Source organism: Nocardiopsis oceani, from assembly GCF_054777395.1.
In genome coordinates this window covers 100435-115241 of record NZ_BAAHAR010000013.1, presented here as the reverse complement: position 1 = coordinate 115241, position 14807 = coordinate 100435, and the positions used below count along the sequence as shown (strand labels likewise).

The 14807-nt window shown below is 70.5% G+C and carries 15 protein-coding genes; 13 read left to right on the top strand and 2 right to left on the bottom strand.

Annotated elements, in window-relative coordinates:
- Nucleotides 1-42 precede the first annotated feature (42 nt).
- A complete protein-coding gene (locus ACYVDG_RS09830; RefSeq protein ID WP_460748587.1) occupies nucleotides 43-1032 on the bottom strand; it encodes a phosphoheptose isomerase family protein in 990 nt (329 codons plus the stop codon).
- Nucleotides 1033-1188: 156 nt separating this feature from the next.
- Between ACYVDG_RS09830 and hisI the strand changes: the two genes are divergently transcribed.
- The 13 genes from hisI (at nucleotide 1189) to ACYVDG_RS09765 (ending at nucleotide 12609) form a co-directional block, all read left to right on the top strand.
- Nucleotides 1189-1533, top strand: a complete 345-nt coding sequence (gene hisI / locus ACYVDG_RS09825) for a phosphoribosyl-AMP cyclohydrolase (protein ID WP_460748585.1) — start codon at nucleotides 1189-1191, stop codon at nucleotides 1531-1533.
- A gap of 53 nt (nucleotides 1534-1586) precedes the next feature.
- On the top strand, nucleotides 1587-2255 hold the full coding sequence (locus tag ACYVDG_RS09820) for a Trp biosynthesis-associated membrane protein (protein ID WP_460748646.1): 669 nt from the start codon (nucleotides 1587-1589) through the stop codon (nucleotides 2253-2255).
- Entirely contained in the window at nucleotides 2255-2542 is a 288-nt protein-coding gene (locus ACYVDG_RS09815) for an HGxxPAAW family protein (protein ID WP_460748583.1), read from the top strand. Before ACYVDG_RS09820 ends, ACYVDG_RS09815 begins: the two co-directional genes overlap by 1 nt.
- A gap of 270 nt (nucleotides 2543-2812) precedes the next feature.
- Entirely contained in the window at nucleotides 2813-3244 is a 432-nt protein-coding gene (locus tag ACYVDG_RS09810; RefSeq protein WP_460748581.1) for a CD225/dispanin family protein, read from the top strand.
- Between the two features lie 116 nt (nucleotides 3245-3360).
- On the top strand, nucleotides 3361-3900 hold the full coding sequence (locus tag ACYVDG_RS09805; protein WP_460748578.1) for a DUF2752 domain-containing protein: 540 nt from the start codon (nucleotides 3361-3363) through the stop codon (nucleotides 3898-3900).
- 196 nt (nucleotides 3901-4096) lie between these two features.
- Entirely contained in the window at nucleotides 4097-4903 is an 807-nt protein-coding gene (gene trpC / locus ACYVDG_RS09800; RefSeq protein WP_460748576.1) for an indole-3-glycerol phosphate synthase TrpC, read from the top strand.
- A gap of 244 nt (nucleotides 4904-5147) precedes the next feature.
- Entirely contained in the window at nucleotides 5148-6365 is a 1218-nt protein-coding gene (gene trpB / locus ACYVDG_RS09795; RefSeq protein WP_460748573.1) for a tryptophan synthase subunit beta, read from the top strand.
- Complete coding sequence (trpA, locus tag ACYVDG_RS09790; protein WP_460748571.1) at nucleotides 6365-7177, top strand: tryptophan synthase subunit alpha; 813 nt, start codon at nucleotides 6365-6367, stop codon at nucleotides 7175-7177. Before trpB ends, trpA begins: the two co-directional genes overlap by 1 nt.
- A 241-nt stretch (nucleotides 7178-7418) precedes the next feature.
- Nucleotides 7419-7925, top strand: coding sequence for a MauE/DoxX family redox-associated membrane protein (locus ACYVDG_RS09785; protein ID WP_460748568.1), 507 nt, complete (start codon nucleotides 7419-7421; stop codon nucleotides 7923-7925).
- Between the two features lie 108 nt (nucleotides 7926-8033).
- Nucleotides 8034-9017 (top strand): DsbA family protein, encoded by a 984-nt coding sequence (locus tag ACYVDG_RS09780; protein ID WP_460748565.1) that lies wholly within the window; start codon nucleotides 8034-8036, stop codon nucleotides 9015-9017.
- A 55-nt stretch (nucleotides 9018-9072) separates the two neighbouring features.
- On the top strand, nucleotides 9073-10185 hold the full coding sequence (gene lgt / locus ACYVDG_RS09775; RefSeq protein ID WP_460748562.1) for a prolipoprotein diacylglyceryl transferase: 1113 nt from the start codon (nucleotides 9073-9075) through the stop codon (nucleotides 10183-10185).
- Nucleotides 10186-10292: 107 nt separating this feature from the next.
- The gene (locus ACYVDG_RS09770; RefSeq protein ID WP_460748560.1) at nucleotides 10293-11447 is read left to right on the top strand and encodes a hypothetical protein; all 1155 of its coding nucleotides are present in this window, start codon (nucleotides 10293-10295) and stop codon (nucleotides 11445-11447) included.
- A 160-nt stretch (nucleotides 11448-11607) separates the two neighbouring features.
- Nucleotides 11608-12609, top strand: a complete 1002-nt coding sequence (locus tag ACYVDG_RS09765) for a hypothetical protein (protein WP_460748558.1) — start codon at nucleotides 11608-11610, stop codon at nucleotides 12607-12609.
- A gap of 122 nt (nucleotides 12610-12731) precedes the next feature.
- On the opposite strand, the gene ACYVDG_RS09760 is transcribed toward ACYVDG_RS09765, so the two are convergent.
- Entirely contained in the window at nucleotides 12732-14564 is a 1833-nt protein-coding gene (locus tag ACYVDG_RS09760; RefSeq protein WP_460748555.1) for a bis-aminopropyl spermidine synthase family protein, read from the bottom strand.
- Nucleotides 14565-14807 lie beyond the last annotated feature (243 nt).

Sequence of the window (14807 nt, the reverse complement as noted above, 5' to 3'; positions counted from 1 at the left end):
TTCGAGCGCCGGAGCGGAGGCCCGCAACAAACACGGTGCCCTCTACCGCCACCAGTGGGCGGCCAGCAGTTCCGGCACCAGTGGTTCGGTCAGCAGGCTCACGTCGGGGTCGTCGTCGCCCGGGTAGCGCACGGTCAGTGCCGCCCCCGGTACGCGTTCGCGGCCGGGGGTGGCGCCCACCGCGACGAACGCCCCGCGCAGCTGTACCAGGTGCTCCGCGAAGCGCTGGTCGTAGGTCGAACCGGCGAACAGCAGCGCGCGGTAGTCGGTCACCGCGGCCAGGTGCCGGTCCGTGTGCGACCACTCCCCGGTCTCCCGGGCGTGCGCGACGCGGACCGGCCCGCGGCGCAGCGCCTGCACCCCCTGTTCGGCCGAGGCCATGCGCTCCGCCGGGGCCACCAGGTGCACCCCGTGCGGGGAGTCCAACACCTGCGCCGCTTCGGGCAGCCACTCGGGGGCGCTGTCCAACAGGACACGGACGGCGTTGGCAGCCCGCCGCAACAGCCCCGGAAAGTTGGCGCTGCTGCCCGACGGGGGAGCACCCAGCCGGTGCCCCAACAGCAACAGCAGTGCCAGCGCGTGCTGCTGCGCGCGCGAGCGCACGCCGCTCTTCTCCTCACCCGCGTGCAACGGCACCAGCAGGTCCGCGTACCGGGACACCACCGCGTCCGGCTCCGGGGCCAGCACGATCACCGGGGAACGCCCCACATAGCGGTCCAGAGCCGTGCAGAGCTCCCGCTGGCCCTCACCCAAGGTCACAGCCACCACAAGGCTCTCCGGGCCCGCAGGAGGCTCCTCCGCTGAGGAGGAGAAGTCCGCGTGGGCGCCGATCCCCGACCTCCGCAGCCGGGCCGCCGCCACCGCGCAGACGTGCCGCGCCGCGCCCAGGCCCAGGAACCTCACCGCCGCGGGTTCGTCCTCCAGCAGCGCGGGCAGCGCGGCGTACGGGTCCCAGCGCGGGAAACGCTGGGCGAGCGCGGTCAACGCGGCGGGCTTCCCCGCCAGGTCGGCGGTCAGGGACTCGGAGGTCACGTCAGGCTCCCAAGCTGGCAGGACTGTCGCGGCGGCGACGTCACGGACCCACGAACTCTAATTCCTGGCACCGGTTTCCCGGAGCACTCAGCCGCCGACCGCTGTCAAGCAGTACCCGGTGAGCACCGCGTGGACGTCGGCCATAACCTGGGAAGCATGAGCGTCACCAACCTCGATCCGGGCATCGCCGCACGGCTGAAGCGGAACCCGGACGGCCTCGTCCCCGTCATCGTGCAGCAGTACGACAGCGGGCAGGTCCTCATGCTGGCATGGATGGACGACGAGGCCCTGCACCGCACCCTCAGTACACGCGAGGCCACGTACTGGTCGCGCAGCCGGGGCGAGTACTGGGTCAAGGGCGCCACTTCAGGACACACCCAACGTGTGGTTTCCGTCGCACTCGACTGTGACGGCGACACCCTCCTGGTCCGTGTCGACCAGACCGGTGCCGCATGTCACACCGGCGACCCCACGTGCTTCGACGCGGGACGACTTCTGTGACCTCCACCAAAACCGCCGCCGCCACAAAGCTTCGCCGCGAGTACGGACTCACCATGCTCGTCATGGCTTCCGGGGCCGGGCTCATGCTGGGCGCCTCCGGTATGGAATGGGTCACCGGTGAGCTCAGCTCGCCCGGGGACGTGGCCGCCGTCCCGGTCGAGCTCACCGGCGGCGACCTCACCGGTGCGCTCACCGGCTTGGGCTGGGCCGGGCTCGCCGGGCTGGCGGGCCTGTACGCCGCGCGCTCCTGGGCCCGCCGCCTCGTCGGGCTCCTCATCGCTGCCTGCGGCGCCTTCGCCATCACCTCCGTGTGGGCGGCGACCCGCACCGGCGAACTCGTCGACACCGTCTCCGCGTCGACCACCGACACGGCCGGAACCGGCCAGGTCATCGGCACGCCCGAGCTCCACGCGCTCGGTCCTGCACTGGGCGTGGCCGGAGGCGTACTCCTGGTCCTCACCGGTCTGGTCGCGGTACTGCGTGCCCCTGCCTGGCCGGGCATGGGCACCCGGTACGATCGGACCGCCGCACCGCGTCCGCACCAGGCTGAGACACCCGCCGACCTGTGGAAATCGCTGGATGCCGGTGACGACCCCACTCTTGACGCCCCGGGCGACGGCGCGCCCGCCGGAGACGAACCGGCGGCGCGGGCCGAACCCGAGGGCGGCACCGAACCCGCACCGCTGGCCGAACGGCCGGCCCAACCTAAGGAGAGCCCCTGATGGCCGACGAGCACCACGAAGAGCACGACGACCACGGCAACACCTGGTCCGCCTGGTTCCTCACCGTCTCCTGGATCATCGCCTGGACCGTGGCCGCGGTCGCCGTCATTTTCGGCGGCGATCTGGTGCTGTGGACGTTCATCGCTCTGGGTGCCAGCGTCGTGCTCGCCGTCATCGCCGGGATTATGAAGAAGGTCGGTCTGGGTCGCACGGAGCCGCGCCCGGTGCCGCCCACGCGCGAGGAGTGGGAAGCGGGCCGTGAGGTGTCGGCCACGGGCGGCAACTAGCCCGTCCGGCCGGAGAACCGGTAAAGCCGCAGCTCACAACGGATGAGTAACGGAAAATGGACGAAGGTCGCATGGGGCAGGTAGATTCACCCCACCGGCCCTGTCAGCCGCTTCGGACCCGGTCAGTGCTGTCTCGCTGATCTGGCATCATGCGAATTCGCTTGCGGCCAGTGTTCCCGGTGACCCAACCCTGCCCCATGTTGGGCCGACGTGTGCGTCTGGCCGCGTCGCGTCAAACCCCTTGTCCTCTTCCGGAAAGACACTTCACTCATGAGCTATGGTCCCCCGCCTCCCGGTAACCCCGGCCCGCCGCCCCCGCCTCCCGGCGGCGGCTACGGCCCGCCCACCGGTGGCTACGGTCCGCCCAGCGGCGGCTACGGCCCCCCGAGCGGCGGCTACGGCCCGCCCAGCGGCGGCTACGGCGGCTTCGGTGGCCAGCCCCCGGCCGAGCCGCCCAAGAACTACCTTCTGTTCAACATTCTGGGCATCTTCGGCTGCATGGTCCTGGGGATCATCGGCCTCGTCTTCGCCCTCCAGGTCAACAGCAAGTGGCAGATGGGCGACTACGCGGGCGCCGAATCCGCGGCCAACACAGCGAAGATCCTGGGCATCATCGGCCTGGTCTGCTTCATCATCAATGTGACCTTCTGGATTATCTACATCTTCGGGATCATGCTCGCTGTCGGCACCGCCACGTACTAACCCGGTCCGTACACTCCGGCAGCAGGCCCATCGCGCTCCGCCCCCGGCACACCGGGGGCGGAGCGGGGTCTTCCCCCCTCACGCGCCGGGCATGACCCGGCGGTAGGCTCGAACGCGTGCAGCACGACGAGAAGCGCAGCCCAGCGCCCGACCCCGCCCCGAGCCCGGCGGCCCCGTACGCCAGCCCCCCGGACACGGCAGCGGTGTCCCCGGGCCGGATCGAGCGCGTCCTCCGACGGATCCACCCGGCCACCTGGCCGCTGGGCCTGGCCGTCCTCGGCCTCGCCGGAGCGACCCTGCTCCACTTCGTCGACCCCAACGAGCCGGGCAACTACCCCACCTGCCCCTGGCTGCTGCTCACCGGCACCTTCTGCCCCGGCTGCGGCACCATGCGCGCCATCGCCCTGGTCACCCACCTGGACATCCTCGGCGCCGTCAGCATGAACCCGCTGCTGTTCCTGCTGGTCCCCTACATCCTCGTCGCCTACGCCACCTGGCTGATCGGTACGCTGCGCCCCCGGACACGCCCGCGAAACCTCACCCCCACCTGGCTGATCTGGTCGATCCTGGTGGCCTTCGTCGTCTTCTGGGTGGCCCGCAACCTGCCCTGGTTCTCCTTCCTCGCACCGGGGACGCCGCTCCTGCCAGGGTGGTGACCCGGAGCAGTCCCGGGCGGCCACCTGCGGCCAACCGGGGCGCTGACACGGGGGCCGCGGCCCCCGGCCCGCCAAGGGTCGATACGATGACGAGCACACGGTGTAACGGCCGAGCGCCCGAGTCCGCTCCGCCGACCGCGTCCGACCACGGACCGGCCACCGCGTACCGAAACCATGGACGAGGGAGCTAGAACTGGTGAGCGTGCTCGACGAGATCCTCGACGGAGTACGCGCTGACCTGGCGCAGCGGCAAGAGGCCCTCCCCCTGGACCGCCTCAAGGCCCAAGCCGAGTCGGTGCCCGTCCCGAAGGACGCCGAAGCCGCCCTGCGCCGCCCCGGCGTCCACGTGATCGCCGAGGTCAAGCGCGCCAGCCCCTCCAAGGGGCCACTCGCCAGCATCAGCGACCCCGCGGAACTGGCCCGCGACTACGAGGCCGGCGGGGCCACCCTGATCAGCGTCCTCACCGAGCAGCGCCGCTTCAACGGCAGCCTCGAAGACCTCCAAGCGGTGCACGCCGCGGTCGAGACCCCCCTGCTGCGCAAGGACTTCGTCGTCAGCTCCTACCAGCTGTGGGAGGCCCGCGTCTTCGGTGCCTCCGCGGTCCTGCTCATCGTCGCCGCCCTGCCCCAGGAGGCCCTGGTGTCCCTGGTCGAGCGGGCCCGCTCGCTGGACCTCACCCCCCTGGTCGAGGTCCACGACGAGGAGGAGGTCGCCCGGGCCCTGGACGCCGGCGCCACCGTCATCGGCGTCAACGCGCGCAACCTCAAAACCCTCGAGGTCGACCGGGACACCTTCGCCCGGCTCGCGCCCCTCATCCCCGCGGACCGCGTCAGGATCGCCGAGTCCGGGGTACGCGGCCCGCACGACCTGCTGGCCTACGCCGGTGCCGGAGCCGGTGCCGTCCTGGTGGGCGAGAGCCTCGTCCGCGGCGGGAACCCGCGCGAGGCCGTCGCCGACCTCGTGACCGCCGGCGCCCACCCCGCGCTGCGCGACCGGAACTGACGGCGCGGAACCGACAGGGATTCACGATGGGATCGACGAAGGCGACTCAGAACCATGTGCGCCGATGGCGATGGCTCTAGGGAGCCCGTAGGCGCGAGCCGCGGGTTCCCACTGCCGCGTTCGACCCAGAACCAACCGCGCCGCCGGAGCCGGGCGGCGCACCACCGGTCGGCGCGCGGCCTCCCGCGGATCGAGGTCCGGGGGAGCACCCGCGGTCGGCCTCCGCATCCCAGGAGAACTTCCCATGAGCCACGAACAACCGGTGCCCGACGCTCGAGGGCACTACGGCCGCTTCGGCGGCCGGTTCGCGCCCGAGGCCCTCATCGCCGCCCTCGACGAGGTCGAGGCCGAGTGGGACAAGGCCAAGAACGACCCCGAGTTCCAGCGCGAGTTCGACGCGCTCCTCAAGGGCTACGCGGGCCGTCCCAGCCTCGTCACCGAGGCCCACAACCTCTCCGAGCACGCCGGCGGCGCACGGATCCTCCTCAAACGCGAGGACCTCAACCACACCGGCTCGCACAAGATCAACAACGTGCTGGGTCAGGCGCTGCTCACCAAGCGCATGGGCAAGACCCGCGTGATCGCCGAGACCGGCGCCGGTCAGCACGGCGTGGCCACCGCCACCGCCTGTGCCCTCATGGGGCTGGACTGCGTCATCTACATGGGGGAGGAGGACACCGAACGCCAGGCGCTCAACGTCGCCCGCATGCGCATGCTCGGCGCCGAGGTCGTCCCGGTCACCATCGGTAGCCGCACCCTCAAGGACGCCATCAACGAGACCTTCCGGGACTGGGTCGCCAACGTCGACCACACCCACTACCTCTTCGGCACCGCCGCGGGCCCGCACCCCTTCCCCAAGCTGGTGCGCGACCTCCACTTCACGGTCGGCGCGGAGGCACGCGAACAGGTCATCAAGCTCACCGGCGGGCTTCCCGACGCGGTCGCCGCCTGCGTCGGCGGCGGCTCCAACGCCATCGCGATCTTCGCCGCCTTCATCCCCGACGAGAGCGTCGCCCTCTACGGCTTCGAGGCCGGGGGAGACGGGGCCGACACCGACCAGACCGCCGCCTCCATCACCGCGGGCAGCCAGGGCGTCTTCCACGGTGCCCGCACCTTCGTCCTCCAGGACGACTACGGCCAGACCCTGCCCAGCCACTCGATCTCCGCGGGGCTCGACTACCCGGCGGTGGGCCCCGAGCACGCCCACCTGGCCGAGACCGGACGCGCCGTTTACGAGCCCGTCACGGACACCGAGGCCATGGACGCCTTCCGCCTGCTGTGCCGCACCGAAGGCATCATCCCCGCCATCGAGAGCGCCCACGCCCTGGCCGGAGCCCTCAAGCTCGGCCAGCGCCTGGGTACCGGATCCGTGATCCTGGTGAACCTCTCCGGGCGCGGCGACAAGGACGTCAACACCGCGGCCACCTACTTCGGCCTCGTCGACTCGGAGGGACAGGCGTGATGGGCGCGACCACACTGCAGACCAAGCTGGCCCAGGCCCGTGAGGCCGACCGCGCCGCACTCATCGGCTACCTGCCCGCCGGGTTCCCCGACGTGGAGTCCTCGATCCGGGTCGTCCAGGCCATGGTCGAGGGCGGGTGCGACGTCATCGAGGTCGGCCTGCCCTACTCCGACCCCATGATGGACGGGCCCACCATCCAGCGCGCCGCCGACCAGGCACTGGCCTCGGGCACCACCACCGACGACGTCTTCACGGTCGTGGAGGCCACCGCCGCCACCGGCGCCGCCGCCCTGGTCATGTCCTACTGGAACCCGATCGAGCGCTACGGCGTGGAGCGCTTCGCCACCGAACTCGCCAAGGCGGGCGGAGCCGGGGTCATCACCCCCGACCTCATCCCGGAAGAGGCCGAGGAGTGGTACGCCGCCTCCGACCGGGCCGGGCTGGACCGGATCTTCCTCGTGGCGCCCTCCTCCTCCGAGCGGCGGCTGGAGCTCACCACAGGAGCCAGCAGCGGTTTCGTGTACGCGGCTTCGCTCATGGGCGTCACCGGAACCCGGGCCCAGGTCGCCGACACCGCGGAGACCCTGGTGCGGCGCACCCGCGAGGTCACCCGTGAGTCGCGTCTGCCGATCTGCGTGGGCCTGGGAATCTCCACGTCCGCACAGGCCGCGGAGGTCGCCGGGTACGCCGACGGGGTCATCGTGGGCGCCGGTTTCTGTCAGCGCGTCTTGGACGCACCCGACCTGGAGACCGGTCTCGTGGCCGTGCGCTCCTTCGCTCAGGAGCTGGCCGCCGGGGTCCGCTCCCGGTAGCGCCGACCTTCGGTTGGACGGCCACCGGCCGGACTCCAGGCCAGCGGTGGGTCGCCCCTCGACGGGCGACCCACCGTTTTTCTGTGTCCGGGCAGGTGCGGGCGCACAGAGGGCCCCGAACCGCACGGGTCCGTGTCACGAGGACGCTACACACAGTAGGCTCAGTGTCGACACTCAGGGCAATGGCTTGCTTACTCAAAGCCATGCTCGCGGATGACCGACCCCTCTCCGAAGGCCCGACATGCCGGACACCACCGATGACGCCCCCGCCCCGCCGCGATCCCGCTGGGAGCAGGTCCAACCCTGGCTCACCCTCGCCTGCAGAGCCGGTCTCGCCGCCGTCCTCATCACCGCGGCCGTCACCAAGTTCCCGCCGGCCCTGTCCGTCCAGGCGGTCGAGGCCTACGACCTCTTCTCTCCAGAGTTCGCCCAGCTCATCGGCTATACTCTGCCCCTCTTCGAGCTCGCCTTGGCCCTACTCCTGATCATCGGACTCGCCAGCCGCTACGCGGGTGCCGCCAGCGCATTCCTCATGGTCGTCTTCATCGCCGGGATCGTCTCCGCGATGGCCCGCGGACTGAACATCGACTGCGGCTGCTTCGGCGCCGGCGGCCAGGTCGAACCAGGCGAGACCACATACGGGATCTCCATCGCCCGCGACATCGCCTTCGGGGCCATGGGCGCGTTCATCGCCCTCTGGCCCCGCTCACCCTTCGCCCTCGACCGCGCCCTCGGGCTCTTCCGATGACCCGGGCGCATGTGGAACCACGGCGCCGCTGGGACTACGGCGCCGCTGAACCCCGGCGCCTCCGAGGCCGCGGCCGAACCAACCGAAGTACGGAAACAGGGGAAAACCATGGGGAGTGAAGCGCGCCAGCGCGGCCGCGAGAAGCTCAGGGAACAGCGCGCGCAAGAGAGGCGGGCCGCCAAACGCAAGAAGAACCTCATCGTGGCAGGCGCCGCCATCGCCGTCGTCCTGCTCGTCGTCGGTATCGGCTACGCCGTCCTCAGCTCCGACCGGAGCGAGGGTTACGAAGGGCCACTGGCCGCCCAGACCCTCCAAGACGACGGCAGCGTCGTCATGGCGGACGAGGACGTCGCCGCCCCCGTCGTCGAGGTCTACGCCGACTACCAGTGCCCGGCCTGCCGCCAGTTCGAACTCCACAACGGTGACGTCCTCAAAGAGAAGGCGGCCGAAGGCGAAGCCGTCGTCCACTACCGCACCGTCAGCATCTTCGCCGAAGAGCCCGCGCCCACCAGCAGCAACTCGCTACGGGCCGGCGCCGCGGGCCGCGCCGCCGCCGACCACGGCGTCTTCGTCGAGTACAACGACCTCCTCTTCGAGAACCAGCCCAACGCCGAGGAAGAGGGTTACAGCGTCGCCGACCTCAACGCGTGGTTCCGCCAGACCGACGCCGACGAGGAGCAGGCCACCGACTTCGAGGAGAGCCTCGAAGCCGAATCCGCCGTGGTCACCGAATTCACCGAGGAGTACCTGCCCGTGCTCGCCGCCGACGCCACCGAACAGATCGGCGAGGAATCCCTCGGAGCCATGGTCCTGAGCGACCTCCTCGCCTGGGGGGAGGAACAGGGACACGACTCCTCGTTCCTGGACGGCACATACACGGGCGAGATCATCGACGCCACAGGAACGGCCTACACTCGCTACAGCGGAGACAACGAGTTCCGCGGTACACCATCCGTCTACGTCAACGGCGAGTTGCTGGACAACAACACCGCCATGACCGCCAGGGGTCTGTCCGAGGCGATCGCCTCAGCGGGCGACGGCGAAGTCGACACCGAGCCGATGGGCGAGGACGACGGGGGTGACGCGGAGTAGAACCCCTGAACAGACCCCCCGCACGCGGGGCGAACCCGAGAGCAGAGCAGTGACATTGTCGTCGACAGCTTCCGAGGGCGCGGCCGAGTACGGCCGCGCCCTCGCGGCCATCCCCAGTCCTGAGGTCAACTCGATCCCCATCGGACCGCTGGAGATCCACTTCTACGCCCTGTGCATCCTCGCCGGCGTCATCGTCGCCGTGTTCTGGAGCGAGCGCCGCTGGAAGGCGATGGGAGGCGAGCCCGGCACCATCATGGACATGGCCGTCTGGGCCGTGATCCTCGGCCTGATCGGTGGCCGCCTCTACCACGTCATCAGCGACGCCCAACTGTACTTCGGCCCGGGCAAGGAACCCATCCGAGCCCTCTACATCTGGGAGGGCGGCCTCGGAATCTGGGGCGCGATCCCCCTCGGAGCGGTCGGCGTGTGGCTGGTCGCCCGCAAGCGCGGACTGTCGATGTCCAAGCTCGCCTTCGCCATCGCCCCCACCATCCCCCTGGCCCAGGCCATCGGCCGCTGGGGCAACTACTTCAACCAGGAACTGTTCGGCCGCCCCACCGACGTGCCCTGGGCCCTGGAGATCAACCTCACCCCCGAGGGCTACCTCCGCGCCGGCATGGAGCCGGGTGTCACCACCTACCACCCCACCTTCCTCTACGAGTCCCTCTGGTGCCTCGTCCTTGCCGTCCTCCTCGCCTACCTCGGACGCCGCTACGAGAACTCCCTCCAGGGCGGACGCCTCTTCGCCCTCTACCTGATGGGCTACTGCGTGGGCCGGTTCTGGATCGAGTACCTGCGCGTGGACCCGGCCAACGACTTCTTCGGCCTGCGCCTCAACAACTGGACCTCCATCGCGGTCTTCGCCGGTGCCCTCGCGTACTTCATCTGGGCCGGCCGCCGACTCGACTCCTTCTCCACCGCCGTCGTCCCGCCCGGACACGACGCGGGCACCCAGGTGTTCGGCGACACAAAGGACGGTGAGACAACCGACGAAGGCACCGTCTACAGCGCCGTGGACACGGAAGATTCGGTGTATGACCAGGCCAGCGGCTCATCCGAAGGCGCCGGCACGGAATACCACCCGAGGCCTGAGCGATCTAGTAGCGAGGGCTCGACGGAGGACGGCGCAGACGGCGCCGAGGACGGCTCCGGGTCGAAGCCCGATTAAATGGCGGGAAAGAGCCTTACCCCGGTGTGTCGGCCCGTGGCCGACGGCGCCGCAAGGCGTATCCCGCACCAGTCGAGCAGACCACGGGTTGACGATTGAGAAAGACCGTGAGCAGAGCCGGTAGAAGCCGGCGTGGTGGTACCCGCCGCGCTGACAACACCCGCATCGAGGACCACGCCGACGACTACGGCTACGAGGACGAGTACGACCCGGAGGAGGACTTCTCCGCCGAGTACGGTCACACCCACACCCGTCCCGGGGCAACGGAGTACGACGAGTACGACGACCCCGACGGCGTATACGAGGAGGACTACGACGACGCGGAGGGCCGGGCCCACGAGGCCGGTCGCACTGCCGGCCGCCAGGGTCGACGCAAGGGCAAGGACAAGCGCGGTCCGGGCCGCGTCTCCGCCTTCTCCGCGTCGGCGATCAAGAAGGTGTCGGTCCTGGGTGACCGGCCCAACCAGATCGTGTACACCCTGGCCGAACAGAGCAAGCGCAAGCGCGGAACCGCCGTGCTCGGCGTTCTGCTGGGTGCCTTCAGTATCGCGCTGGTCGCCCTCCTGGGCGTGCTGTCCTTCCAGCTGGTCACGGGTACCGGCGGGAGCAGCGCCGGGGGTGAGGACTCCATCTCCGCACCACCGGACGGGCACAGCACCATCACCCCGGAGCTCTACCTGTTCGAACCGGACCAGCCTGAGGTGTTCGGCTCCATCGAGGAGCGCCCCGCCGAGGCCGAACCCATGACCGAGGAGTCGGTCTTCGGCCCGGTCGAGGAGGTGGAACTGGCCGACATGCAGCTGGAACTGCGCAGCACCGAGGTCACCGACTCCTGCACCTCGCTGGTGTGGGGCGAGGAGCTCGGGCAGAGCCTCCTGGACGCCAACTGCCTCAACGCGGCCTCGGGTGTGTACACCGACGCCGACGAGGACCACGTCGCCCAGGTGACCCTGTTCGACCTGTCCGACAGCGACGGCGCCACCGACGTGGCCGCCGCCATGGACCCGACCAACAGCGACACCGACGCCGGGTTCCTGCTGAGCCAGACCGGTGGCGACATCCCGGGTCTCGAGGACGGGTACAGCCAGGCCAACACCCAGGTCATGGGCCACTACCTCGCCGTGTTCTGGGTCGCGGACACCGACGGCTCCGAGCCCGGGGACGACGCGGACCTGGCCACCCTGAGCGTGGCGTCCATGAGCGCGTTCAGCTTCGTCTACGACGAGGTCGTCGCACACACCCCGGAAGAGGAAGAGGGGTAGCGGAACTGTCCGGCCCCGCCGGACGTCCCGATATGATCTCGGTCAGATCGGCCCGTCCTCCAGGGCCGTAACGAGGAGGCAGAGCTCCCCCTCGGTTCCCGAGCGCAGCCGGGCCGGTCACGTTACGTGGCCGGCCCGAATCCACGGAAAGGTCCATTGGGTGTCCCCTTCTGAACCCTCGACGCCTGGCAGGCCGGGCCGCCGGAGGAAAACCAGCGAGCCCGACGAGGCTCAGACCGAGACCACCCCGTCCGAGGCCGCCCCGACCCGGGCGGGCGGGCGCCGCAAGGGCGGCGGGCGCCGCAAGAAGGAGCCCAAGCGCTTCGGCCGGATGCTGCCCCTCCTGGTGGGCGCGCTCGTCGTGGCGCTCATCGCTCTGGGCGCGGTCCTGTACGTGCAGATCTCCGGGGACGGCGCGGGGGACGAGGCCGCTCAGGAGTCCCGGCCGGCGGTCTACCGCGTGGTCGACACCGGCAACATGAACGAGGTGCTCGCCTCCCGGGACATCGACAGCCGCGAACTGAACGCCGGCGAGCTGTTCGAGCGCAGCACCGCCGAAATCTCCAGCCAGAGCATCGATTTCGCCCTGCGCGACTCCGAACTGGTCGAGGACTGTTCCGAAGCGGTCTGGGGCGATGAGGTCGAGGAGGCCCTGGCCGCCGCGGACTGCACCCAGGCGGGCAGCGCCACCTACATGGCCGACAACTACTTCGGTGCGGCCACCGTGTTCAACCTCGACGACGTCGAGGACAGCCGGGCCGTGGCCAGCGCCATGGACCTGCCCGAACCCGAGGAGGAGGGTGAGGAGCCTGTCGACCCCGGGTTCATCCTTCCGCCCTCCGGTGAGGAGCCCCTCGACCGCCTCGGCTCGGGCTACAGCGCCGCCGACGCGATCGTCAGCGGCCACTACCTGGTCGTGGTCTGGGTCCAGGCCACCGACTCCGACTCGGTCGAGGACCGCGTCAGCCTGGCCAGCCCCTTGGTCGCCCTGGCCAACTTCCGAGACCCCCTCTACCGCCGCATGGTGGAACTCTCCGACACTGTCGAGGACACCGGCGGAGAAGAGGAAACGGTCGAACCACCGGTCGAGGAAGAGCCGCTCGAGGAGGAGCCGGTGGAGGAAGCGCCGGTCGAGGAGGAGCCCGTCGTCCCCGCCGACTAGCGCCGCGACCGCACCCCGGCCCCACCGCGGCCGCACGCCGAACGCACCGGCCGAGAACGGGGCCGGGCCCGGCGGGACACCTGTCCCACCGGGCCCGGCCCCGTTCTCCACCAGCTGACGCCCTAGTTCTGCCCCTGACCCAAGTCCTGGTCCCTACCGCGGTCCTTCTCCCGGTCCTTGGCCTGGTTCTGCACCTGGATCTCCTCCAACCGGGCGACCAGTTCAGAGGCCAGCACCCGCAACCCCGAGAACCGGTGCTCGGGCAGGTCCAACAGGCTGTGCCCGGCCAGCCACCCCGGCGCCGAAGCCACCGCGTGCCGGGCCGTGCGCTTGTTGACCGACCGCCCGCGCCAGGCCGCCACCTCCATCAGCCCCGTCCGCAACGTCGCCGTGAGCGTCCCGTGCGCCCGCCCTTGCAGGTGGGCCAGGAGCCGACCGGTGCTGCCACCCGGCTCAGGGTTGCGGGTCAGCCGGATCGCGGTCAGGTCCGGGGCGCCCGCACCCCGCAGGAACCGCACCCGCGTCCCGGGCTCGACCATGGCGCGAAACTCCTTCTGACCCGCCTCGTCGCGCACCCACACGGAGTTCGAGGGCACCAACACGTAGGTGTGGTCGGTGGTGGCGGCCAGCGCCGCCCGAGCCGCCAACCGGTCCCACCCGCCGGTAACGTTGACGATCGCGCACTTGCCCACAGCGGTGGGGGAGTCCATCCACGTGGACAGGCGCACCCGAACCTCCTTGGTGACCTCCTTGGGCCAGTCACCCACCAGCGCGGGCGCGCCCGACTCCGGCCCCAGGTCCTCAGTGATCCGCTCCAGCACCGCGGTGGCACGCTCGACATCCAACCCGCCCCGCGCCTCCTTGGCGTTCACCCCCTGGCTGTACACCCGGGAGGCGTCACCACTGGCCGAGGGGAGCGTGCGCGACAGCGGACGCAGCACGTACAAGTCACTGGCCGCACCGATCGACTCCGCACCCAGGTACCGGTTGAAGTCCGGCCACACCGCCTCCAAGAGCAACCCCGACCGCACCAGGCGCGCCTGGGTCGCGGCGGCCAGCTTGGGCGTGGTCTCGCTCGCACCGTAGGCCACCAGGACCCGCCCCCGCCTCGGGTCGGCCAGCCCCTCCACACCGCGGCGCACGAACAACTCCACCCCGTCCGGGGTGTAGGGCGGGTCGGTGAAGACCACGTCGGCGCGCTCACGCACGTTCGCGGTCAGCCCCAACCGCAGGTCCGCGCTGTACGTGTACACCGGCAGGCCCAACCGCTCGGCCACCGCGTCGATGTGGGCCAGCACCCGCTCGTCCAGGTCCACCACGTCCACCCGCACACCCGGCTGCACCAGGGGAAGGGCCAGGGACGTCAGGTCGTGGTCGCCCACACACAGCACCGCGCGCTGGCGCAGGTCGAAGCGGGTCGCCAGGAACAGGGCCCGGCGCAGCGCGGTCTCAGCGGTCGCGGACACGTGGTCCAGGTCCAGATCCGAAGCCGGTCCCTCAGCGACGGCGCGCACCAGCTCCGCGGCGGCCCGGGGATGCCCGGAGAGCAGATGGGCCACCGGGTCGGCCAGCATCGGTGCGGTGGCTCCGGTGTAGCGGCCGGGACGGAGCAGACGGCACCGGTCCTGTTCGGGCTCGCGCACCAGCTCCCCGGCCTCGTCCAGGGCCTCCAGCAGGGACGCCACCACGGCATGGGCGACACCGCCCGCCCGCACCAGGTCGTTGGCGCTCCACCACCGGCCGTCGGAGAGCAGCGACAGGATCAGCCGGGGACGCGGCGCGTCCGCCCCGTGCTCGCGGAGGAAGGCCTCCGCGGCCGCAGGTAGGGGAGGATGGTCGTCGGGGCGGGCTGCTGCCGGGGTATCCAGTACCGGGACGCCCGGCACGCGGGTGAGCTCGGCCGAGGTGTGGGCCCGGGAGCGGTCCTGGCCGGGGGAATTCGGATGTCCTGCCATGCGGAGATCCTCCCACGTCACCGCGGGGACCACGGTGACGCGGGACAGTGCGGTTCATGCGCGATGAGGGAGATATCACGCAACGGTGCATTTCCTCCCACTTGGGTAGGCCGTTGACGCCGGGGTAATCTGACGTAGCAACGCACTGTGCCCGTGTGCCCGCGGTGACAGAGCAGACCCCGGTCGAACTCTGATCCCGTTTGGGAGGTTTAGCCGGTTTCCCAGGTGGAAAAACAAGCGAGG

Bases quoted from the DNA above. Each gene is read 5' to 3' on its own strand.
- ACYVDG_RS09820 (WP_460748646.1), top strand. From the start codon at position 1,587: ATGCTCGTCATGGCTTCCGGGGCCGGGCTCATGCTGGGCGCCTCCGGT.
- ACYVDG_RS09815 (WP_460748583.1), top strand. From the start codon at position 2,255: ATGGCCGACGAGCACCACGAAGAGCACGACGACCACGGCAACACCTGG.
- trpA (WP_460748571.1), top strand. From the start codon at position 6,365: ATGGGCGCGACCACACTGCAGACCAAGCTGGCCCAGGCCCGTGAGGCC.
- ACYVDG_RS09780 (WP_460748565.1), top strand. From the start codon at position 8,034: ATGGGGAGTGAAGCGCGCCAGCGCGGCCGCGAGAAGCTCAGGGAACAG.
- ACYVDG_RS09810 (WP_460748581.1), top strand. From the start codon at position 2,813: ATGAGCTATGGTCCCCCGCCTCCCGGTAACCCCGGCCCGCCGCCCCCG.
- ACYVDG_RS09785 (WP_460748568.1), top strand. From the start codon at position 7,419: ATGCCGGACACCACCGATGACGCCCCCGCCCCGCCGCGATCCCGCTGG.
- trpB (WP_460748573.1), top strand. From the start codon at position 5,148: ATGAGCCACGAACAACCGGTGCCCGACGCTCGAGGGCACTACGGCCGC.
- hisI (WP_460748585.1), top strand. From the start codon at position 1,189: ATGAGCGTCACCAACCTCGATCCGGGCATCGCCGCACGGCTGAAGCGG.
- ACYVDG_RS09760 (WP_460748555.1), bottom strand. From the start codon at position 14,564: ATGGCAGGACATCCGAATTCCCCCGGCCAGGACCGCTCCCGGGCCCAC.